14 protein-coding genes are annotated in these 17,019 nt (G+C 60.8%); 7 read left to right on the forward strand and 7 right to left on the reverse strand.

Annotation, left to right across the window (positions count from 1 at the left end; translation table 11 throughout):
* Positions 1-21: 21 nt before the first annotated feature.
* A complete protein-coding gene (cysZ, locus tag AB5Y90_RS15640) occupies positions 22-786 on the reverse strand; it encodes a sulfate transporter CysZ (protein WP_100654293.1) in 765 nt (254 codons plus the stop codon).
* Positions 787-999: 213 nt separating this feature from the next.
* On the opposite strand from cysZ, the gene AB5Y90_RS15645 reads away from it, so the two are divergent.
* The 3 genes from AB5Y90_RS15645 to ligA all read left to right on the forward strand — a co-directional run bounded on the left by AB5Y90_RS15645 (position 1,000) and on the right by ligA (position 7,665).
* Positions 1,000-4,374 (forward strand): AAA family ATPase, encoded by a 3,375-nt coding sequence (locus AB5Y90_RS15645; protein WP_368167191.1) that lies wholly within the window; start codon positions 1,000-1,002, stop codon positions 4,372-4,374.
* A 15-nt stretch (positions 4,375-4,389) separates the two neighbouring features.
* Entirely contained in the window at positions 4,390-5,559 is a 1,170-nt protein-coding gene (zipA, locus tag AB5Y90_RS15650) for a cell division protein ZipA (protein WP_368167193.1), read from the forward strand.
* Positions 5,560-5,658: 99 nt separating this feature from the next.
* Entirely contained in the window at positions 5,659-7,665 is a 2,007-nt protein-coding gene (ligA, locus tag AB5Y90_RS15655; protein ID WP_368167194.1) for an NAD-dependent DNA ligase LigA, read from the forward strand.
* 81 nt (positions 7,666-7,746) lie between these two features.
* Here the strand turns inward: ligA and AB5Y90_RS15660 are convergent, their stop codons facing one another.
* Complete coding sequence (locus AB5Y90_RS15660; RefSeq protein WP_368167196.1) at positions 7,747-8,721, reverse strand: ABC transporter substrate-binding protein; 975 nt, start codon at positions 8,719-8,721, stop codon at positions 7,747-7,749.
* A gap of 444 nt (positions 8,722-9,165) precedes the next feature.
* On the opposite strand from AB5Y90_RS15660, the gene nrdD reads away from it, so the two are divergent.
* The 4 genes from nrdD (at position 9,166) to AB5Y90_RS15680 (ending at position 12,727) form a co-directional block, all read left to right on the forward strand.
* Complete coding sequence (gene nrdD / locus AB5Y90_RS15665) at positions 9,166-11,283, forward strand: anaerobic ribonucleoside-triphosphate reductase (RefSeq protein WP_368167198.1); 2,118 nt, start codon at positions 9,166-9,168, stop codon at positions 11,281-11,283.
* 130 nt (positions 11,284-11,413) lie between these two features.
* Positions 11,414-11,923 (forward strand): anaerobic ribonucleoside-triphosphate reductase-activating protein, encoded by a 510-nt coding sequence (gene nrdG, locus AB5Y90_RS15670; RefSeq protein WP_236341500.1) that lies wholly within the window; start codon positions 11,414-11,416, stop codon positions 11,921-11,923.
* 64 nt (positions 11,924-11,987) lie between these two features.
* Positions 11,988-12,158: a YqaE/Pmp3 family membrane protein gene (locus tag AB5Y90_RS15675; RefSeq protein WP_005343870.1), complete on the forward strand. Its 171-nt coding sequence runs from the start codon at positions 11,988-11,990 to the stop codon at positions 12,156-12,158.
* Positions 12,159-12,334: 176 nt separating this feature from the next.
* Positions 12,335-12,727: a TonB family protein gene (locus AB5Y90_RS15680; RefSeq protein ID WP_368167199.1), complete on the forward strand. Its 393-nt coding sequence runs from the start codon at positions 12,335-12,337 to the stop codon at positions 12,725-12,727.
* Positions 12,728-12,784: 57 nt separating this feature from the next.
* Here AB5Y90_RS15680 and AB5Y90_RS15685 read toward each other — a convergent pair whose 3' ends face one another.
* From AB5Y90_RS15685 to AB5Y90_RS15705, 5 genes are all read right to left on the reverse strand, one after another.
* On the reverse strand, positions 12,785-13,141 hold the full coding sequence (locus AB5Y90_RS15685; protein WP_005338437.1) for an MliC family protein: 357 nt from the start codon (positions 13,139-13,141) through the stop codon (positions 12,785-12,787).
* 143 nt (positions 13,142-13,284) lie between these two features.
* Positions 13,285-14,013: an ABC transporter substrate-binding protein gene (locus tag AB5Y90_RS15690; RefSeq protein WP_279489003.1), complete on the reverse strand. Its 729-nt coding sequence runs from the start codon at positions 14,011-14,013 to the stop codon at positions 13,285-13,287.
* Positions 14,014-14,221: 208 nt separating this feature from the next.
* The gene (locus AB5Y90_RS15695) at positions 14,222-15,319 is read right to left on the reverse strand and encodes a DUF2955 domain-containing protein (protein ID WP_236268054.1); all 1,098 of its coding nucleotides are present in this window, start codon (positions 15,317-15,319) and stop codon (positions 14,222-14,224) included.
* Positions 15,309-16,364 carry an HlyD family secretion protein gene (locus tag AB5Y90_RS15700; protein ID WP_151286697.1) on the reverse strand — a complete coding sequence of 352 codons (1,056 nt, stop codon included), beginning with the start codon at positions 16,362-16,364 and terminating at the stop codon, positions 15,309-15,311. The genes AB5Y90_RS15695 and AB5Y90_RS15700 overlap by 11 nt, the downstream gene beginning before the upstream one ends.
* Before the next feature lies 1 nt (position 16,365).
* Positions 16,366-16,878, reverse strand: a complete 513-nt coding sequence (locus AB5Y90_RS15705; protein ID WP_005349886.1) for a MarR family transcriptional regulator — start codon at positions 16,876-16,878, stop codon at positions 16,366-16,368.
* Positions 16,879-17,019: the final 141 nt, after the last annotated feature.

Below are 17,019 nucleotides of genomic sequence, written 5' to 3' on the forward strand. Positions count from 1 at the left end.
TTTCTAATCAATGTTCAAGGGTTAGCGCCCCAACTGCTCCTGCCGGTAGTGATCGACCCACATGGCGGTGGCACCACAGATGGCGACCGGCATCACGAAGAGGTTTACCACCGGAATGGCGGAGAAGAGGGTCACCAAAGCGCCGAAGCTCAGACACTTGCCACGGCGTTGCTTCAAGGCATCGCGCATGGTGATGAAGTCGATCTTGTGGTTGTCGAACGGATAATCCACATACTGGATCGCCATCATCCAGGCGCTGAACAGGAACCAGAGCACCGGCGCCAGGGTCTGGCCCACCACCGGGATCAGAAACAGGATCAGGCAGCCGATGGCCTTGGGCAGGTAATACTTCAGCTTGGTCCATTCGCGGCCGAAGGTGCGTGGCACATCCTTGACGATATCCAGCATGCCGCCGTCATTGGCGGGCTGACCGGTGAGGATCTGCTCCACCTTCTCCGCCAGCAGGCCGTTGAAGGGGGCGGCTACCCAGTTGGCAACCGAGCTGAAGATAAAGGAGAAGACCACCAGTATGGTGATGAGGGCGATGGGCCAGAGCAGGTAGTCCAGCCAGTCGAGCCAGGCGGGGATCTGCTGGTGGAGCCAGGCGAACAGGCCGTCCAGTTGCAGCAGCAGGGCATAGAAGGCCCCGGCAAACAGCACGAAGTTGACCAGCAGGGGGATCAGCACAAAGGTGCGGATGCCCGGTTGGCGAATGAGGGAAAATCCGCGCAGAAAGTAGTCTGCACCGCTGATTGAATCTTTGACCATATGGGGTGATTGGCTCATGTGAGCTCCATCTATGCATGGGAGAACTGCCAGCATATTACAAACAAGCCTTTGATTTGGTAAAGTCGCCGACTATTCCTTATTTCGTGCCGTGGCGACCAAAAATCGGGCATGAATGGGGATGATGCCTGCATATTACACACAAAGCCGGGTCTGGATTTGGTAAAGTCACCTGCCCGCATCCTCTTTATTTAGCCACTGATACAGGTCGCCATGCGTCTGAAACTGATCAAACTCGCCGGCTTCAAGTCGTTCGTCGAGCCGACCCGCATCGAACTGTCGGCAGACATGACCGCCGTGGTGGGCCCTAACGGTTGTGGCAAATCCAACGTCATCGACGCGGTGCGCTGGGTGCTGGGGGAGAGCTCCGCCCGCCATCTGCGCGGTGAGAACATGACCGATGTCATCTTCAACGGCTCCATCAATCGCAGTGCGCACGGGCGCGCCTCGGTGGAGCTGGTGTTCGACAATCCCCATAACCGGGTGCCCGGCGAGTTCGGCCGCTTTACCGAGATCTCGGTGCGCCGCGAAGTGCTGCGCGATGGCTCCAACCACTATCAGATCAACGGCCAGAAGTGCCGCCGCAAGGATGTGACCGACCTCTTCCTCGGCACCGGTCTTGGCCCCCGCAGCTACGCCATCATTGAGCAGGGCACTGTCAGCCGACTGGTGGAGTCGCGTCCGGCCGATCTCAAGCTCTTTATGGAAGAGGCTGCCGGGGTTTCCCGCTACAAGGAGCGGCGCCGCGAGACCGAGCAGCGCATTCGCCACACTCAGGAGAATCTGGAGCGCCTCGGCGATATTCGCGGCGAGCTGGGTTCGCGCCTTGACCACCTCAAAGCCCAGGCCGAAACGGCCGAGCGCTACAAACAGCTCAAGAGTCGTTCGCGCGCCGCTCGCGCCGAGCTGATTGGCTCCGAGTTGTGGGCGCTGGAGACGCGTCTTGGTGAGGCTAAAACAGAGCTGGCACAGGCCGAGCAGGCGCTGGCGGCGCTCGATGCCAAGCGCACCGCCGATGAGGGGCGCCACGTCACCCTGTCGGTCGCCAGACAAGAGGCGCAAGCCGAGCAGGCGAGCCGTCAGCAACAGATTTTTCTCGGCGGGCAGGCCATCGCCCGTCTCGAACAGCAGCAACTGCACCAGAGTGAACTGGGGCGCGACTGGCAGGTCCGTGCAGAGGCGCTGGGCGAGCGGATTGCCACCCGCAAGGCGCAGCTTGCCAGCCAGCAGGATCAACTGACCGAAGGGGTATTGCGCGCTGAGCAGGAGAGCGCCCGGCTGGAGCAGTGTGAGCAGTTGCTTACCGAGCAGCAGGAGGCTCGCCAGCACGCCAGCGAGCAGCTGGAACAAGCCCGCTTGCGCCAGCAGCAGTGGCAGCAACAGTTGGCCGGGGTGCAGGGGCAGCTCAATCAGACCCGTACCCGGTTGGGTGGTTTGCAGGAGCTGCAAGCCAAGACCCGGCTGGCACGCCTCAAACTGGAAGATGAACGCGCAGGCCCCCTCGGCGCTGAGGCCGATGACCTGCAACCGGCCCTCGATGCCCTGAGTGGTGAGCTGGAGCTGACGCGGGCGGCCAATAGCGAGCTGACCGAGCAGCTGGCGCAGGCGGTCGACGCCCATGAACTACTCAAGCAGCAGCATGGCCAGCAGTTGAGCCTGCAGCGGGAGCTGGAAGCGCGGCTGGCGACTCTGGATCAGATCCTCGGCGAACAGATGGAGGGGGCGACCCTGGCCGACCGGTTGCAGGTTGCCCCCGAGTGGGCACCGGCGCTCGACAAGGTGCTGGGTCGCTGGCTCACCGCAACGCCGGCGGACGAGTGCAATCTGGCGCAAGAGGGGCTCTGGATTGGCCCGGCGCAACCGGCGGTTGCCGGTACGCTGGCGGCGCAACTGGGCGGCGAGCATATTCCCGCCTTCCTCAATGCCATCTGGCTGGTCGAGAGCCGGGAGGTCGCATTGGCCCGCCAGCCAAGCCTTGCGGCCGGTGAGTCGGTACTGACTCCTGCTGGCGACTGGCTGGGGCCAAACTGGGCAGATCTGGGGCAGGGCGCGGCGCTCGGCACCATGGCGCTGCTCGGTGAGCGTGAGCGGTTGCATACCGAGCAGGAGAGGGTTGCCGCAGGGCTGGCACAGCTGAGCGAGCAACTTGTGGCTGCCGATGCCCGGCGTGCCCAGCTTGCCAGTGCGCAGGAGTTGTCGCAGCGAACCTTGCGCGAGCAAGAGCAGAAATGGCAACAACTGCGCGAAGCCTGGAGCCTGCAGCAGGGTCAGCGGCAGGAGCGGTTGCAGCGGCTCGGTCAGCTCGGCGAAGAGCTGGTCCGGCTCGATCAGGAGCAGGCCGAAGAGGCAGAGCGACTGGCCAGCGCCCGTGAACAACTGGAACTCGATGAGGCGCGCCTTGCCGAGTTGCAGGAGCAGGGGGAGCCGCTGACGCAAGGGTTGCAGGTCGCGCAGGAGCAGCTGACCCGCTGCGAGCGGGCGGTCGACGAGGCCCGTGCGCGGCGCGAACAGCAACAAGCGACCTGCCAGCGTCTGCAACTGGAGTTGGGCAATCTGCGCCAACTCATTACCCTGGGTGAAGAGGAGCTGGCGAGGCTCGGACTGGAGCTGGCTGGGCTGAAAGGGCCGGATAGCGAGGCAGTGCCGGATCTGGCGCCCCTGCTGGCTGAGCAGCGCAATCTGGAGGCGCAGCAGCTCGCCTGCCATCAACGGCTTGCGGAGCTGGAGCGCCAGCTCGGTGAGCTGGAACAGGCCAGAAGTGCCGATCACAAGCAGCTGGTGACGTTGCAAGAGAAGCTGGCAACCCTGCGCCTTGAGCGCGAACGCAACCTCACCCGTCGACAAGGGCTGCACGAGCAGTTCGAAGAGTTGGGGGTTCGACTGGTAGATCTCGATCAGGCGGTGCTGATCGCCGCTGATCGCAGCAAGCTGCGGCAGGAGATCCAGACTCTGGAGGGGCAAGTGGAGGCGCTCGGCGCCATCAACCTGGCGGCGCTGGAGGAGTACGAAGAGGCGAAAACCCGGGCAACCTATCTTGAAAATCAGTGTCAGGATCTCGAGCAAGCGCTGGAAACCTTGAGCCAAGCCATTAAAAGAATTGATAAAGAGACACAAATACGGTTCCGGGACACTTTCGATAAGGTCAACGAAGATTTAAAATCCCTGTTTCCAAAAGTGTTCGGTGGGGGCAGTGCCTGGCTTGAGCTTACCTCCGATGATCTTTTGGAGGCCGGAGTGAGCATCATGGCGAGACCTCCGGGTAAGAAGAATGCTACCATTGCCCTGCTTTCCGGGGGGGAGAAGGCGTTAACCGCGCTTGCGCTGGTTTTTGCCATCTTCAGACTCAACCCAGCACCTTTTTGTCTGCTGGATGAGGTGGATGCACCGCTCGATGAAGTGAACGTCGGTCGCTTCTGTTCTCTTGTCAAAGAGATGTCGAGCACAGTACAGTTCGTTTACATCAGTCATAATAAGGTCTCCATGGAGATGGCTGAGCAGCTGGTTGGCGTCACGATGCAAGAGCCCGGGGTTTCTCGCATTGTGTCGGTCGATATCGGTGAAGCCGTCGCTTTGGCTGAGCAAAACTAGAAAGAGAAGCAGCTAATGCAGGAATTGCGTTACATCTTGGTTGCCCTGGGCGGTATTGCTATTGCGGCATTGCTCATTCACGGGTTGTGGAGCAACAAAAAGAATCGTCAGGCACCGATCAAAGAGAAACCGATTGGACGGATGGACTCCAAGTCGCGGGATCGTGATAACGACGCCTTCGACAGCGATGGCATCGGCCAGGTACGCGTGGTCAGTGGTGGCCGTCGTGCCGAGCCCAAGCTGCGCAGTGAAGAGAGCCGCCAGCCGGAACTCGGTCGTCGCCCTGCCGTCCCCGCCTTTGATGATGAAGATGACGAGGACGATCTGCCGCCGCCCGTAGTGCGCAAGCCTGCTGCCCGCCCGGTTACGCCGCCTCCTGTCTATGAAGAAGAGGAAGCGTTCGACGAACCGCTGCCCGAGGAGATCGACGAGGCGCCCGCCGCGCCGGTGCGCAAACCTGCTCAGGTCAATCGTCGTACCCCGGTCTACCGTTCCCGTCCCCAGCGCGAGCCCATGATGCAGTCGCTGGATGACGAGCCGCTGGTCGAGCCCGCTTACGCGACCGCCCCGACTTTTGGTGCCCGTGCAGAGACAGTCCGTACCGCTGACACCGTTCGTGCCGAACCGGTGCGTGCTCCCGAGCCGGAATATCAGCCGCAGCCCCGTCATGTGGCTCCCGAGCCTGTGTATGAAGAGCCGGCCTATGTGGCACCTGCACCTGTGGTGGAAGAGCCGCGCATGGCGCCCCAACCGGTCGAGAAGATCTGGCAGGATGTCTATGTCATCAACCTGATGGGCCGTCCGGGTCACGACTTGCAAGGTGCGACCCTGCTCTCATCCCTGATGGCGCTGGGCTTCAAGTTTGGCGAGATGGATATTTTCCACCGCCACGAAGATCCCAACGGCAAGGGTGAAGTGCTCTTCTCCATGATCAACATGGTCAAGCCGGGTACCTTCAACCCGTACCGGATGGAACAGTTCACCACGCCGGGTGTCTCCTTGTTCATGCAACTGCCGCTGCGCAGCAATGCCGCATTTGCCTTCGAGGACATGCTGCAGGCCGCCGATCAGCTGGCCAGCGATCTCGATGCCATGCTGACAGATATGGATCGCAGCCCGCTGAGCGACGAGACCATTGCCCGTTACCGTCACGAGCTGGCTGCCTACGAGGCCAGTCGCGACTAATACGCCATGCGGGTCGAGTGAAGAAAAAGTGCGGTACCCTGGTACCGCATTTTTGTTTCTATCCCGGCCGGATGTTCAATCACACTTCGAGACTTTTTCATGAGCGACACCCTCTCCCGCCACCGTCAATTGTGTGAACTGCTTACCGAATATGGTCACCAGTACTATGTGCTGGATAACCCCACAGTGCCGGATGCCGAATACGATCGCCTGATGCGCGAACTGATTGCGCTGGAGGCCGAGCATCCCGAGCTGAAAACACCGGCGTCACCCAGCGTGCGGGTCGGCGGTCAGCCGCTGACGGCGTTCAGTCAGGTGCGTCACGAGATCCCCATGCTCAGTCTGGATAACGTCTTTAGCAGCGAAGAGTTGCAGGCGTTCGAACAGCGGATGAGCGATCGCCTCAAGCGTGACGTGCGTTTCACCTTCTGCTGCGAGCCCAAGCTCGACGGTTTGGCGGTGAGCCTGCTCTATGTGGATGGTCAGCTGGTGCAGGCGGCCACCCGGGGCGATGGCGCCACCGGTGAGGAGATTACCGAGAACGTGCGCACCATCAAGGCCATTCCGCTCGCATTGCGGGGCTCTGGTTGGCCCGAGCGGTTGGAAGTGCGTGGCGAAGTCTTTATGCCCAAGGCCGGTTTCGAAGCGATGAACGCCAAGGCGCTGGCAGCGGGCGAGAAGGTATTCGTCAACCCGCGCAATGCCGCTGCTGGCAGCCTGCGTCAGCTCGATTCACGCATCACCGCCAGCCGTCCCCTGAGCTTTTACGCTTACGGTGTCGGTGTTGGCGGCGAGCTGCTCGGTGACTCTCACTTTGGTCGCCTCAATCAGCTCAAGGAGTGGGGGCTGCCGCTTAGTCCCGAGGTGAAGCTCAAAGAGGGGGCCGCCGGCTGTCAGGCGTTCCACGACGACATTCTGGCCCGTCGTGGCGAGCTCCCTTATGAGATCGATGGCGTGGTCTACAAGGTCGATGCCATCCCCCTGCAAGAGGAGCTGGGCTTTGTGGCCCGGGCGCCGCGCTGGGCGACCGCCCACAAGTTCCCGGCGCAGGAGGAGATGACTCTGCTTGAGAACGTCGAGTTTCAGGTCGGCCGCACCGGCGCCGTGACCCCGGTCGCCAAGCTCAAACCGGTGTTTGTCGGCGGCGTCACCGTCTCCAACGCCACCTTGCACAACGCTGACGAGATTGAGCGCCTCGGCGTGATGATCGGCGATACGGTGATCGTGCGCCGGGCGGGGGATGTGATCCCGCAGATCGTCGCCGTGGTGGAGGCGCAGCGCCCAAGCGACGCCCGCGCGATCCTCTTCCCGACCGAGTGTCCGGTCTGTGGCTCTGCGGTCGAGCGGCTGGAAGGAGAGGCTGTTGCCCGCTGCTCCGGTGGCTTGTTCTGCGAGGCGCAGCGCAAGGAGGCGATCAAGCACTTCGCCGCCCGTCGCGCCATGGACGTGGATGGCCTTGGCGACAAGATTGTCGAGCAGTTGGTGGACAAGGGGTTGGTGAAGACCCCCGCGGATCTGTTCAGCCTCAATGCCATCCAGCTGGCCGGTCTTGAGCGGATGGGGCAAAAATCGGCCCTCAATCTGGTAGCCGCCATCGATGCTGCGCGCAGTACCACCTTGCCGCGCTTCCTGTTTGCTCTGGGGATCCGCGAAGTGGGGGAGGCGACTGCGCTCAACCTTGCCAACCACTTCCTCACGCTGGATGCCCTGCGCGCTGCATCGGTGGAGCAGCTGCTCGACGTGGCCGATGTGGGCGAGGTGGTGGCCAAGCATGTTTACTACTTCTTGCGTCAGCCCCACAACGTGGAGGTGTTGGAGGCTCTGCTGGCTGCCGGCATCCACTGGCCCGCTATCGAGAAGAAAGAGGCCGCGGAGCAACCCTTTGCCGGCAAGACCTTCGTGCTGACCGGCACCCTGACCACCTTGTCGCGCAACGACGCCAAGGCGGCATTGCAGGCGCTGGGGGCCAAGGTGGCGGGTTCGGTATCTGCCAAGACCGATGTGCTGGTCGCGGGGGAAGCGGCCGGTTCCAAGCTGACCAAGGCGCAGGAGCTCGGCATTACCATCTGGACCGAAGAGGAGCTGCAACAGGCGTTGCAGGGCTGATAGCCCTCACCAAGCTTGCTAACCGCAGCTCCTGATAAAAGAGAACCCGGCATGGCCGGGTTCTCTTTTTTGTTTCGGCGGTTACTCACGCCAGAGGATCTTGTGGCGCCATTTGTCGGGCACGGTGAGCTGCCAGCGGGCCAGCTCGCTCTTGCTGAAGACATATTCGCCGCGCAGGGCCGCGCGCGGGGAGATGGTACGGGGCAGGGTGCCCGCCAGTATGGTGTTGATGAGGCTGGCTGCCTGTATCCCCTGATCGTGGCCGTCCAGCACCAGCCCGCCGATGGCCATCCCCTTGCCGACGGTAAATTCCCAGAAACAGAAGAGCGGCACCGGCGTGTTGGCGCTGGTCCACTCCAACACCGTCTTTTCGCTCACATGCTTGCCATTGTCATCGACCAGCGTGTGGTAGAGGTCGAGGAAGATCGCCTGATAGCCGTTCTTCTTGGCGTTGAGCACCGCCTCCTGCCAGAGGCTGTAATCCCCCATCAGCTGGCTGTTGATCCGGGTCTGACCGACCCGCAGCTCGGTCTGGGTCTTGAATTCATCCTCAATGGCAGTGAGGGCCACATTGCTGGAATCAAACAGAACCAGTGCTTTGTCGAGCCCCCCCATCATCTGGCTTATTTCGCTGATGTTGCGCTTGAGCAGGGGGCGCTCCAGCACGCCGGTGATCTTGGGGTGGCCGACAAAGCCCTTGAGGCGGGGGTTCTCGTTCATGCCGAGAAAGACCACCGGGGTACCCAGCGAGGCGATCTCGTTGGCCAGATAGTTGATGGCGTTGTCATCCCCCAGTACCACCAGATCCGGTTTGCTCTTCAGATAAAAGGCGATGGCTTGCTGGGCGATTTCGTCGAACTTCTCCCGTGGATGGCGTTTGGTATCCATATAGAAGTGGGTGATCTTGTGCTCCCCCTGCAAGCCATCGAGCAGCCCTTTGTTGTAGCTTTGGTCCCACAGGTATTCGGGATGGTAGCTGCTGATCACCAGAATGTTGGCGGCCCAGAGCGGCAGAGAGAGGGTGGATAGCAGTAGCAATAGCAGGGAGGTGCGCATGGGTTGTCCCTTGTCGAGGGGGAGAGAGTTCTTGTTCAGTATGGGCGGTTTTGGTTGACGCTGTCATCTCGAAACCGGTGCGGCGGGGGGCGATTTTTTTCGGGTGGGTGGATCGGACGCCAGCCCGCACCCTGCTTGAGATTGGATTTGAATGGGGCTCTTTTGGGTTGGTCGTGAACTGTCCCGCTCGCTGAAAAACCTGTTCTGGATCAAGAAATGAGGCTGCGCTTTGGTGCCTAATAGACACCACATATAGGGACGCATTCGTTTTTAATCCCTATATGTTGTGTTATTAAGCTGTGTATAAGCTGTTCCCTTCCTATCTTCAGCCCAGGCTTGTCAAGCCTCGGCTGAATTTATTTGCGTCCAGGATGAGATGCCGGGAGGGGGGCCCAACAAGGGTGAGCCAGAGGCAAATGCCTGGCCTTTTAACGGGGAAAATCCATGAAACCGGTTGTGATCAAACGTGACGGATGTCGCGCACCATTCAATGCCCAGCTGATTGCAGAGGCGGTCAGCCGAGCGGCGGAAGCGGTCAATCAGGCCAATCCGGCACTCGCCTCCCGCATTGCCAATGCGGTGAGTCAGGAGCTGGAAGGGCGTGGTGAAGTTGATATCCACGAGATCCAGAACCGGGTCGAAAACCACCTGATGGCTTCCGACGACAAGGCCATCGCCCGTGCCTATATCGAATATCGCCACGACAGGGATCAGGCTCGCGAGGCGCGCGGCCGTCTGGCGCAGGAGATCCGCGGTCTGGTCGAGCAGACCAATGCTGCCCTGCTCAACGAGAATGCCAACAAAGACTCCAAGGTGATCCCGACCCAGCGCGACCTGCTGGCCGGTATTGTCGCCAAGCACTATGCCACCAGCCACATGCTGCCCCGTGATGTGGTTCAGGCCCACGAGAGCGGTGATCTGCACTTCCACGATCTCGATTACTCACCTTTCTTCCCGATGTTCAACTGCATGTTGATCGATCTGAAAGGGATGCTGACCCACGGCTTCAAGATGGGCAATGCGGAGATCGATACCCCGAAATCCATCAGCACCGCCACGGCGGTGACCGCCCAGATCATCGCCCAGGTGGCGAGCCACATCTATGGCGGCACCACCATCAACCGCATCGACGAAGTGCTGGCCCCCTATGTGACCATCAGTTGGCAGAAGCACCGTGAAGTGGCCGAAGAGTGGGGCATTGCCGACGTAGAAGCCTACGCCATGGCCCGCACCGAGAAAGAGTGCTACGACGCCTTCCAGTCGCTGGAGTACGAGGTCAACACCCTGCACACCGCCAACGGTCAGACGCCGTTTGTCACCTTTGGCTTTGGCTTGGGGGACAGCTGGGAGTCGCGGATGATCCAGCGCGCCATCCTCAGCAACCGTATCGCTGGTCTTGGCAAGAACAAGAAGACCGCTGTGTTCCCGAAACTGGTGTTTGCCATCAAGGATGGCCTCAACCACAAGCAGGGCGATCCCAACTACGACATCAAGCAGCTGGCGCTGGAGTGTGCCGCCAAGCGGATGTATCCGGACATCCTCAACTACGACCAGGTCGTGAAAGTGACCGGCTCCTTCAAGACCCCCATGGGTTGCCGCTCCTTCCTCGGTGCCTACGAGGAGAATGGCGAGCTGATCCACGAAGGTCGCAACAACCTGGGTGTCGTGAGCCTCAACCTGCCGCGCATAGCCCTGAAATCCCGTGACGAAGCGGACTTCTGGGATCGTCTCGATGCCTCCCTGCGGGTCGCAAAGAAGGCGCTGATGTACCGCATCACCCGTCTGGATGGGGTGAAAGCACGGGTTGCACCGATCCTCTATATGGAAGGGGCTTGCGGCGTGCGCCTCAAGGCGGACGACAACGTCAGCGAGATCTTCAAGAACGGCCGCGCCTCCATTTCCCTCGGTTATATCGGGGTTCACGAGACCATCAACGCCCTGTTTGGTGACAAGGTGCACCTGTTTGACAGCGCTGAGCTGCAACAGAAGGCCATCGCCATCATCGCCCGTCTCAGGGCAGCCATTGACGAGTGGAAAGAGGAGACTGGCTACGGCTTCAGCCTCTACTCCACCCCGAGCGAGAACCTCTGCACCCGTTTCTGCCGCATCGATGCCAAAGAGTTTGGCGTGGTATCCGGCGTGACGGACAAGGGTTACTACACCAACAGCTTCCACCTCGATGTGGAGAAACAGGTCAACCCGTACGACAAGCTGGACTTCGAGGCGCCCTATCCGCCCATCGCCAGCGGTGGCTTCATCTGCTACGGCGAGTACCCCAACATCCAGCACAATCTGGAAGCGCTCGAAAACGTCTGGGACTACAGCTATGACAAGGTGCCCTATTACGGTACCAACACCCCCATCGACGAGTGCTACGACTGCGGCTTCACCGGTGAGTTCGAATGTACCTCCAAGGGCTTTACCTGCCCGCGCTGCGGCAACCACGACCCGGCCAAGGTGTCGGTGACCCGCCGTGTCTGCGGCTACCTCGGCAGCCCGGATGCGCGCCCCTTCAATGCGGGCAAGCAGGAAGAGGTGAAGCGCCGCGTCAAACATATGTAAGCCGAGCCCTCACCCTAGCCCTCTCCCAAGGGGAGAGGGAACCGGCCGATGTACTGTTTGCGCTGCTTTGCTCCCTTCTCCCCTCGCGGGAGAAGGGGCGGGGATGAGGGGGCCGTAATAGAGAGAGATGATGCACTACCACCAATACTATCCGGTCGATGTGATCAACGGCCCCGGCACCCGTGCCACCCTGTTTGTCTCGGGCTGCGAACATCAGTGCCCGGGTTGCTACAACCAGAGCACCTGGCGGCTCGATGGCGGCAAGCCGTTCGATGAGGCGATGAGCGATCGCATCATTGCGGATCTCAACGACAGCCGCATCAAACGGCGAGGTCTGTCGCTCTCCGGCGGCGATCCGCTCCACCCGGCCAACGTGCCCCACGTGCTGGCGCTGGTGAAACGGGTGCGCGCCGAGTGTCCGGGCAAGGATATCTGGTGCTGGACCGGCTATCTGCTCGGCGAGCTCTCGGATGCCCAGCGCGAGCTGGTGGCCTTGCTGGATGTGCTGGTGGATGGCAAGTTTGAAAAGGCGTTAGCAGACCCTGGCCTGCTCTGGCGTGGCAGCAGCAATCAGCAGATCCACGACCTCAACGCCTGGCGTGATGCGGGTGAGCGAATACCCTGTCTGGTTTGCAGTTGAAGCCCGGGATGTTTATGGTTAGCCCATTCCAATCCTGACGACATTCATGAAGAGGAGAGCCGAGATGAACAATCTGCTCAAGATCCTGCTGGCCATTTTCCTGCCCCCAGTGTGCGCGTTTATCCAGGTGGGTTTTAGCCTGCACTTTTTAATCAACATAGTGCTGACCCTGCTGGGCGGTCTGCCGGGCATGGTCCATGCGCTCTGGCTGGTGGTGAGCGACAAACGCGGCTGATACCTTCGGCTGGTTAGTGAGCTCATTGACGATAAAAGGGCCAACCTCTCGGGGTTGGCCCTTTTGTTCATGTTCATACGAATACTTTTTCGTTAGGATGGGTGACTGACCAAGCGGGCCGCGTTGAGCGCCCTGCAGTCCGGCAACAAGCACCGGCAAAGAACAAGGAGCGTTACATGAATTGGAAAGTCGCAGTATGGTCAGGTCTGGCAGTGACACTGTTGCTGGGGTGTTCATCCCGTCAGGAGGTGGCGCACGAGCGCGCTCCGATCGCTATCCCTCTCGAGCAGTTGTCCAGCTACTGGGTTCAGGAGAAGCAGTGGTCATGGCTTGGCAATGACGAGCCCGCCCTGCCAGCCAAACCGGTCAAGGGGTATGTGGAAGTTCGCTATCAAATCGACGCCAGCGGCACGCCGGTCAAGCCGGAAGTGGTGGCGGCCGAGCCCCCCGGCGAGCTGGAACAGAGCGCGCTGGCGACCCTCTCGCGGATCCGCTACAGCCCGGCTGAGGGCAACCCGGATGCCATTCCGGTCGAGGTGACCAACCACTTCGAAATCGAGATCAACTGATCCCCCGATCACTCTGATGCCAGAGAACGAGAGACCCCGGCCAGGCCGGGGTCACGTTTATTGCTGTTTGCAGTCGTTGTAGGCGGTCTGCCACTCGCCATCCTGATCCCGAAGCTCGACAAAGCCCTCATCCCCCTTGTTCCACCAAACGGCCTCGTGCTCGTCTGTATAGCGGGCGCCGGAGGCCGAAATGGCCTGGGGCAGGGTGTAATCCTTGCCGTCCGGCAGTGACAGCTTGATAAAGTTGAGGCTTTCGTCGGAGAGGGAGAAGTAGCGCACCTGCACCTTCTTGCCCTGCTCGCACTGGTAACTGACCGGTTCGCCACCAGTGACTGAGAGGGTATTGCCCTGATTGCAGCCAGCGAGCAGGCCGAGGGCCAGCGCACCAGCGGCCATCATATGTACCTTATTCATGATTACAGCTCCATTGGTGTCATACGGGCGTGAGCCTAACAGGTTGCCGTTATTGTGCAATCCGCACGGCCATTCGGTGCGTCGCTTGCTGTCCGGCATACCCCGCGAGTATGAGGGGGGCGCAATCAGGAAGGCATCGTCAATCAGTAGAGGCCAAGTCTGGTTTCAAACTGGCGGATCAGCGTCTCATAGATGCCGTTGTTTTTGATCTTCTGCAGCCCCTGTTCGAACTGCTTGGCCAGCGCTTCCCCTTGAGGTGTGTTGCGGGAGAAGGCGAGCCAGAAGCCATCAGTGGAGAGCTTGCCAACCTTGACCACCTTGCCGGTCAGCTGCTTCTGCTGGATCTTCAGGTAGCCCGGCATGCCGTTCATCAGGATGTAGTCAACCCGGCCGCGCACCAGCATCTCGAGGATCTGGGCATCAGATTTGGCCTGAAAGCGAGTGATCCTGGGGTTCTCCATAAAATCGGTGGGATAGGTGTAACCGAGCGTGATGCCCACCCGCTTGCCTTCCAGCGAGGTGAGCTTGAGATCCCGTTGCGGTTCGCTGGCGAGGGCGAAGATGGCGAGATCCTCCTCGAACATGGGGGTGTCGTGCCAGTGGTACTGGTAGCGGTTCTCTTCGGTGATGGTGGCGTTGAAGCACCCCGCAAGTTTGCCGCTTTTCGCATCGTGCATGCAGCGGGCGAAGGGGAGGGTGCGAAAGACAATCTCGATCCCTTCGGCGGCGAACACCGCCTTGACCAGCTCAGGCGCCAGTCCGTGGGGCTGGTCATCCTCATTGTCCTTGTCGCGCTCGCAGTAGGGGGCCCAGTCATCTTCGGCACCAATGACAAGCGGGGTGGCCCCGAGTGGGCTGGTAGCCAACAGCATCAGACAAACCAGCCATTTTTTTAACAACGCGACCATAGGTACACCTCATCGACAGCAGCCTTACAAGCATAGCCACACTTCTGCGCTGACTTGTAGTGGCAGGAGTATTGGTGAGGGAGGTAAACGAGCGAGAGAAAAAACGCCCCGGCAGGCGACGGGGCGAAAGAGAGCTCATCCATGGGCTGACAACAGTGCTTACAACAGGAAATCAATAACCGAAGCGGGTGGCCTCGAAGCGGTTGAGCAACCGGTGGACGAGGTAGCAGGCCAGCAGGGTGACCACGATGGCAAACAGTATGCTGCTCACCCGGTAGAGGGCGCTGAACACCAGATCGTTGCCCGGGGTGAGGTACTGGCCAAACAGGATGCCGAGGGTGGTGAGGGCGCCAAAGCCGACCCCAGAGCCGCCTGCCTCCTTGACATGGGCATGGCTGAACAGCATGGCGCCGAGCCACAGTAACGGGGCGACCAGCAGCAGTTGCCCTGACCAGTCATAGAGCAGCAGCTGGCCGAGCAAGCCGAAGGTGACCCCCAGCAAGGTGCCCATCGCCCGTTTGCGGGCATAGCTCAGCGCGCCGTTCCAGTGCATGGGGAACAGCACCAGCAGGGTTGTGGCCTGGGCAGACATGGAGTCGCGCAGGTCAAACACCTGAAATACCAGAAACGACAGGGTGGCCACAGTGGCACCCAGCAGTGCTTCATGGCGCATCCGGTGCGGCGCCTTGGGGGCCGAGGCTGGCTTGGGTCTGGCCTCCACATCCGGGATCAGCATGGTCATCAGGTAAGCGATCAGCACCGACAGCACGCTCGCCCAGATATTGTTGAGGATCAGGTCGTTGAGGTCGGTCTGCGGATAGCTGGCAAAGTGCAGCATGATGCTGAGGCTCAGCACCCCGTTGGCTCCGAACAGAAACAGGCTGCCCCGCGACATGGCGGCGAAACGGTAGAGAAACAGCAGAAAGGCGATGGGAGTCATCAGCGCCGGATGGCTGCCAAACAGCCCCCCCAGCAGCCCGACCTCCACCCCACAGACCACCGCCGCCGCGATCAGCTGGCGCGCGGCATGGCCATTCATCACCGGCACCATCCCCAGCAGCAGCACCGGCGTGACCGTATAGAAGACACCGTAATTCCAGCCAAACAGTTTGCAGAGCAGAAAGCCCGTGGTGCAGCCAAAGGCGATGCGCAGGCACTGGCGCAGCTCGTTGCCGGTGAGGGGCCGATACCAGAGGTGAGTGGCAGCACCGCCGACGGGGTGGGCTGGGGTAGTATTGGCCAACGGGTGAGTGGCGTGGTTAGTAGACATAATGGAGCAGGCTGAGCAGGTGGATCTGGCCCCGTGCCAGCATGGCGGTCAGGGCATTGTCCGGCAGCAGTTGCACCGTGGCCCGCGCCCCGGCTGGCAGATGGTCGGGGAGCTGCTCCAGCTCGAGGTGCAGCCGCATCCGCTGGGCATCTCTTACCCAGCGATCCGACTCCACCGGTGCGGCCAGTCGACCGTTGGCATCAAACTGACCGGCACTCACCCCGGCATCCAGACTGCTTACCCGAGCAGGATAGAGCTGACCCGGCTCGCCATCGAAGGCGACCAGTGCGCGGGTTTGCTCGCCAACATGGCGCAGGCTCTTCTCCCGAAAATCGGCTATGACATCGACCTGTTCCGACACCAGCGCCAGCAGCGGGCTGCCAGCGCTGGCGATACTGCCCGGCTTGAGCTGCAAGTTGGTGATGGTGCCATCCTGATCCGCGTGGACCCGGCTGTAAGAGAGGGCCAGTTGCGCTTGCGCCAGCTTGTTGCGGGCCTGGCGCAGCAACAGATTATCCTCACCGGTCACGCCACGACTGGCCTTGATCTGGGCCAGTTTGGCCTGACTGGCGCGCAGGTTGGCCTGGGCGCTGCGCAGGGCGCTGTCAGCCTCATCTTTTTGTTGCAGCGAAACCATGTGACGTTGGTAGAGCGCATCGATCCGCTCAGCCTCGCGCCACTTCTGGCTGGCCAGGGTCTCCTTGGCGTTGATCTCGGCAACGGCGGCGGTCAGGGCGGCATCCAGTTCACTGTTCTGCTGCTCTGCCTGCGCCAGCGCAAGGCGGGCCTGCTCCACTGCCAGTTCAAAAGGGGCCGGATCCAGCCTGAACAGCAGCTCTCCTTTCTTGACCTGCTGGTTGTTGTGAACGGCGACCTCGACCACCTTGCCGCTCACTTGCGGGGCCAGCTTGGTGACCACCCGGGTCGCCATCGCCTGAGGGGTGAGGGGCATCAGCAGGTCGGCTATCAGAAAATAGGCAAACAAGGTGGCAAAGCCCGCCATGGACCATTTGATCCAGCGGGTAAATTGTTGATCCGGGGTCATCTTATTCTCTCTCTGTGTCGGTCTCGGGAGGACTTGTATCGCCTCCGGCTTGTCGGTCGTGGTGTTGTTCAATTTTGCTGAGGGCGTTGGCCGAGATCCGTTGCACAGTGGCTTCAAACAGCTGCAGGGTCTGCTCGTCGATGCCCCCCAGCAGCTCCCGGCGGATATTCATGATGCGGTCGGCGATCTGATCGAGCAGGGTCTGGCCAGCCGGGGTCACGCAGACGATGCGGGCCCGTTTGTCCTGACTGCAGCAGTGGCGCTCAATCAGTCCCTGCTCTTCCAGCTGGCCCAAGGTGCGCATCAGGGAGGGGAGCTCTATCTCGAGGGCTTCGGCCAGGGTCTTCTGGCTGACATGGTTCCCCATGCGGGAGAGTTTCCACAGCGCGGTCCAGCGGGGATGGGTGAGGCCAAGGGGAGCCAGCTCCAGGTCGGCGGCAGTACGCCATAGCCGGTGCATCCGCGCTATCTGCTCGGCGAGCGACAGCTCGCGCAACCTTTCCAGATCCGTCATCTTCTCATCCTCAATGTACTTAGCCTGCTAAGTATCATACTTGTTTAGCAGGCTAAGTTAATAGTGTGATGCGTATCATGTTTCTGGTCGGATCTTTCGCTGGTGCGAGCTGGTATCATTCGAGACTCTGATATTATTCTC

Source organism: Aeromonas sp. R4-1 (assembly GCF_040908325.1).
GTDB classification, from domain to species: Bacteria; Pseudomonadota; Gammaproteobacteria; order Enterobacterales; family Aeromonadaceae; genus Aeromonas; species Aeromonas veronii.

Excerpts from the sequence above, each read along its gene's own strand:
- AB5Y90_RS15645 (WP_368167191.1), top strand. The coding sequence starts at position 1,000 with ATGCGTCTGAAACTGATCAAACTCGCCGGCTTCAAGTCGTTCGTCGAG.
- AB5Y90_RS15660 (WP_368167196.1), bottom strand. The coding sequence starts at position 8,721 with ATGCGCACCTCCCTGCTATTGCTACTGCTATCCACCCTCTCTCTGCCG.
- nrdG (WP_236341500.1), top strand. The coding sequence starts at position 11,414 with ATGCACTACCACCAATACTATCCGGTCGATGTGATCAACGGCCCCGGC.
- ligA (WP_368167194.1), top strand. The coding sequence starts at position 5,659 with ATGAGCGACACCCTCTCCCGCCACCGTCAATTGTGTGAACTGCTTACC.
- AB5Y90_RS15690 (WP_279489003.1), bottom strand. The coding sequence starts at position 14,013 with ATGCTGTTGGCTACCAGCCCACTCGGGGCCACCCCGCTTGTCATTGGT.
- AB5Y90_RS15680 (WP_368167199.1), top strand. The coding sequence starts at position 12,335 with ATGAATTGGAAAGTCGCAGTATGGTCAGGTCTGGCAGTGACACTGTTG.
- AB5Y90_RS15685 (WP_005338437.1), bottom strand. The coding sequence starts at position 13,141 with ATGAATAAGGTACATATGATGGCCGCTGGTGCGCTGGCCCTCGGCCTG.
- AB5Y90_RS15695 (WP_236268054.1), bottom strand. The coding sequence starts at position 15,319 with ATGTCTACTAACCACGCCACTCACCCGTTGGCCAATACTACCCCAGCC.
- AB5Y90_RS15705 (WP_005349886.1), bottom strand. The coding sequence starts at position 16,878 with ATGACGGATCTGGAAAGGTTGCGCGAGCTGTCGCTCGCCGAGCAGATA.
- AB5Y90_RS15675 (WP_005343870.1), top strand. The coding sequence starts at position 11,988 with ATGAACAATCTGCTCAAGATCCTGCTGGCCATTTTCCTGCCCCCAGTG.
- zipA (WP_368167193.1), top strand. The coding sequence starts at position 4,390 with ATGCAGGAATTGCGTTACATCTTGGTTGCCCTGGGCGGTATTGCTATT.
- cysZ (WP_100654293.1), bottom strand. The coding sequence starts at position 786 with ATGAGCCAATCACCCCATATGGTCAAAGATTCAATCAGCGGTGCAGAC.
- nrdD (WP_368167198.1), top strand. The coding sequence starts at position 9,166 with ATGAAACCGGTTGTGATCAAACGTGACGGATGTCGCGCACCATTCAAT.
- AB5Y90_RS15700 (WP_151286697.1), bottom strand. The coding sequence starts at position 16,364 with ATGACCCCGGATCAACAATTTACCCGCTGGATCAAATGGTCCATGGCG.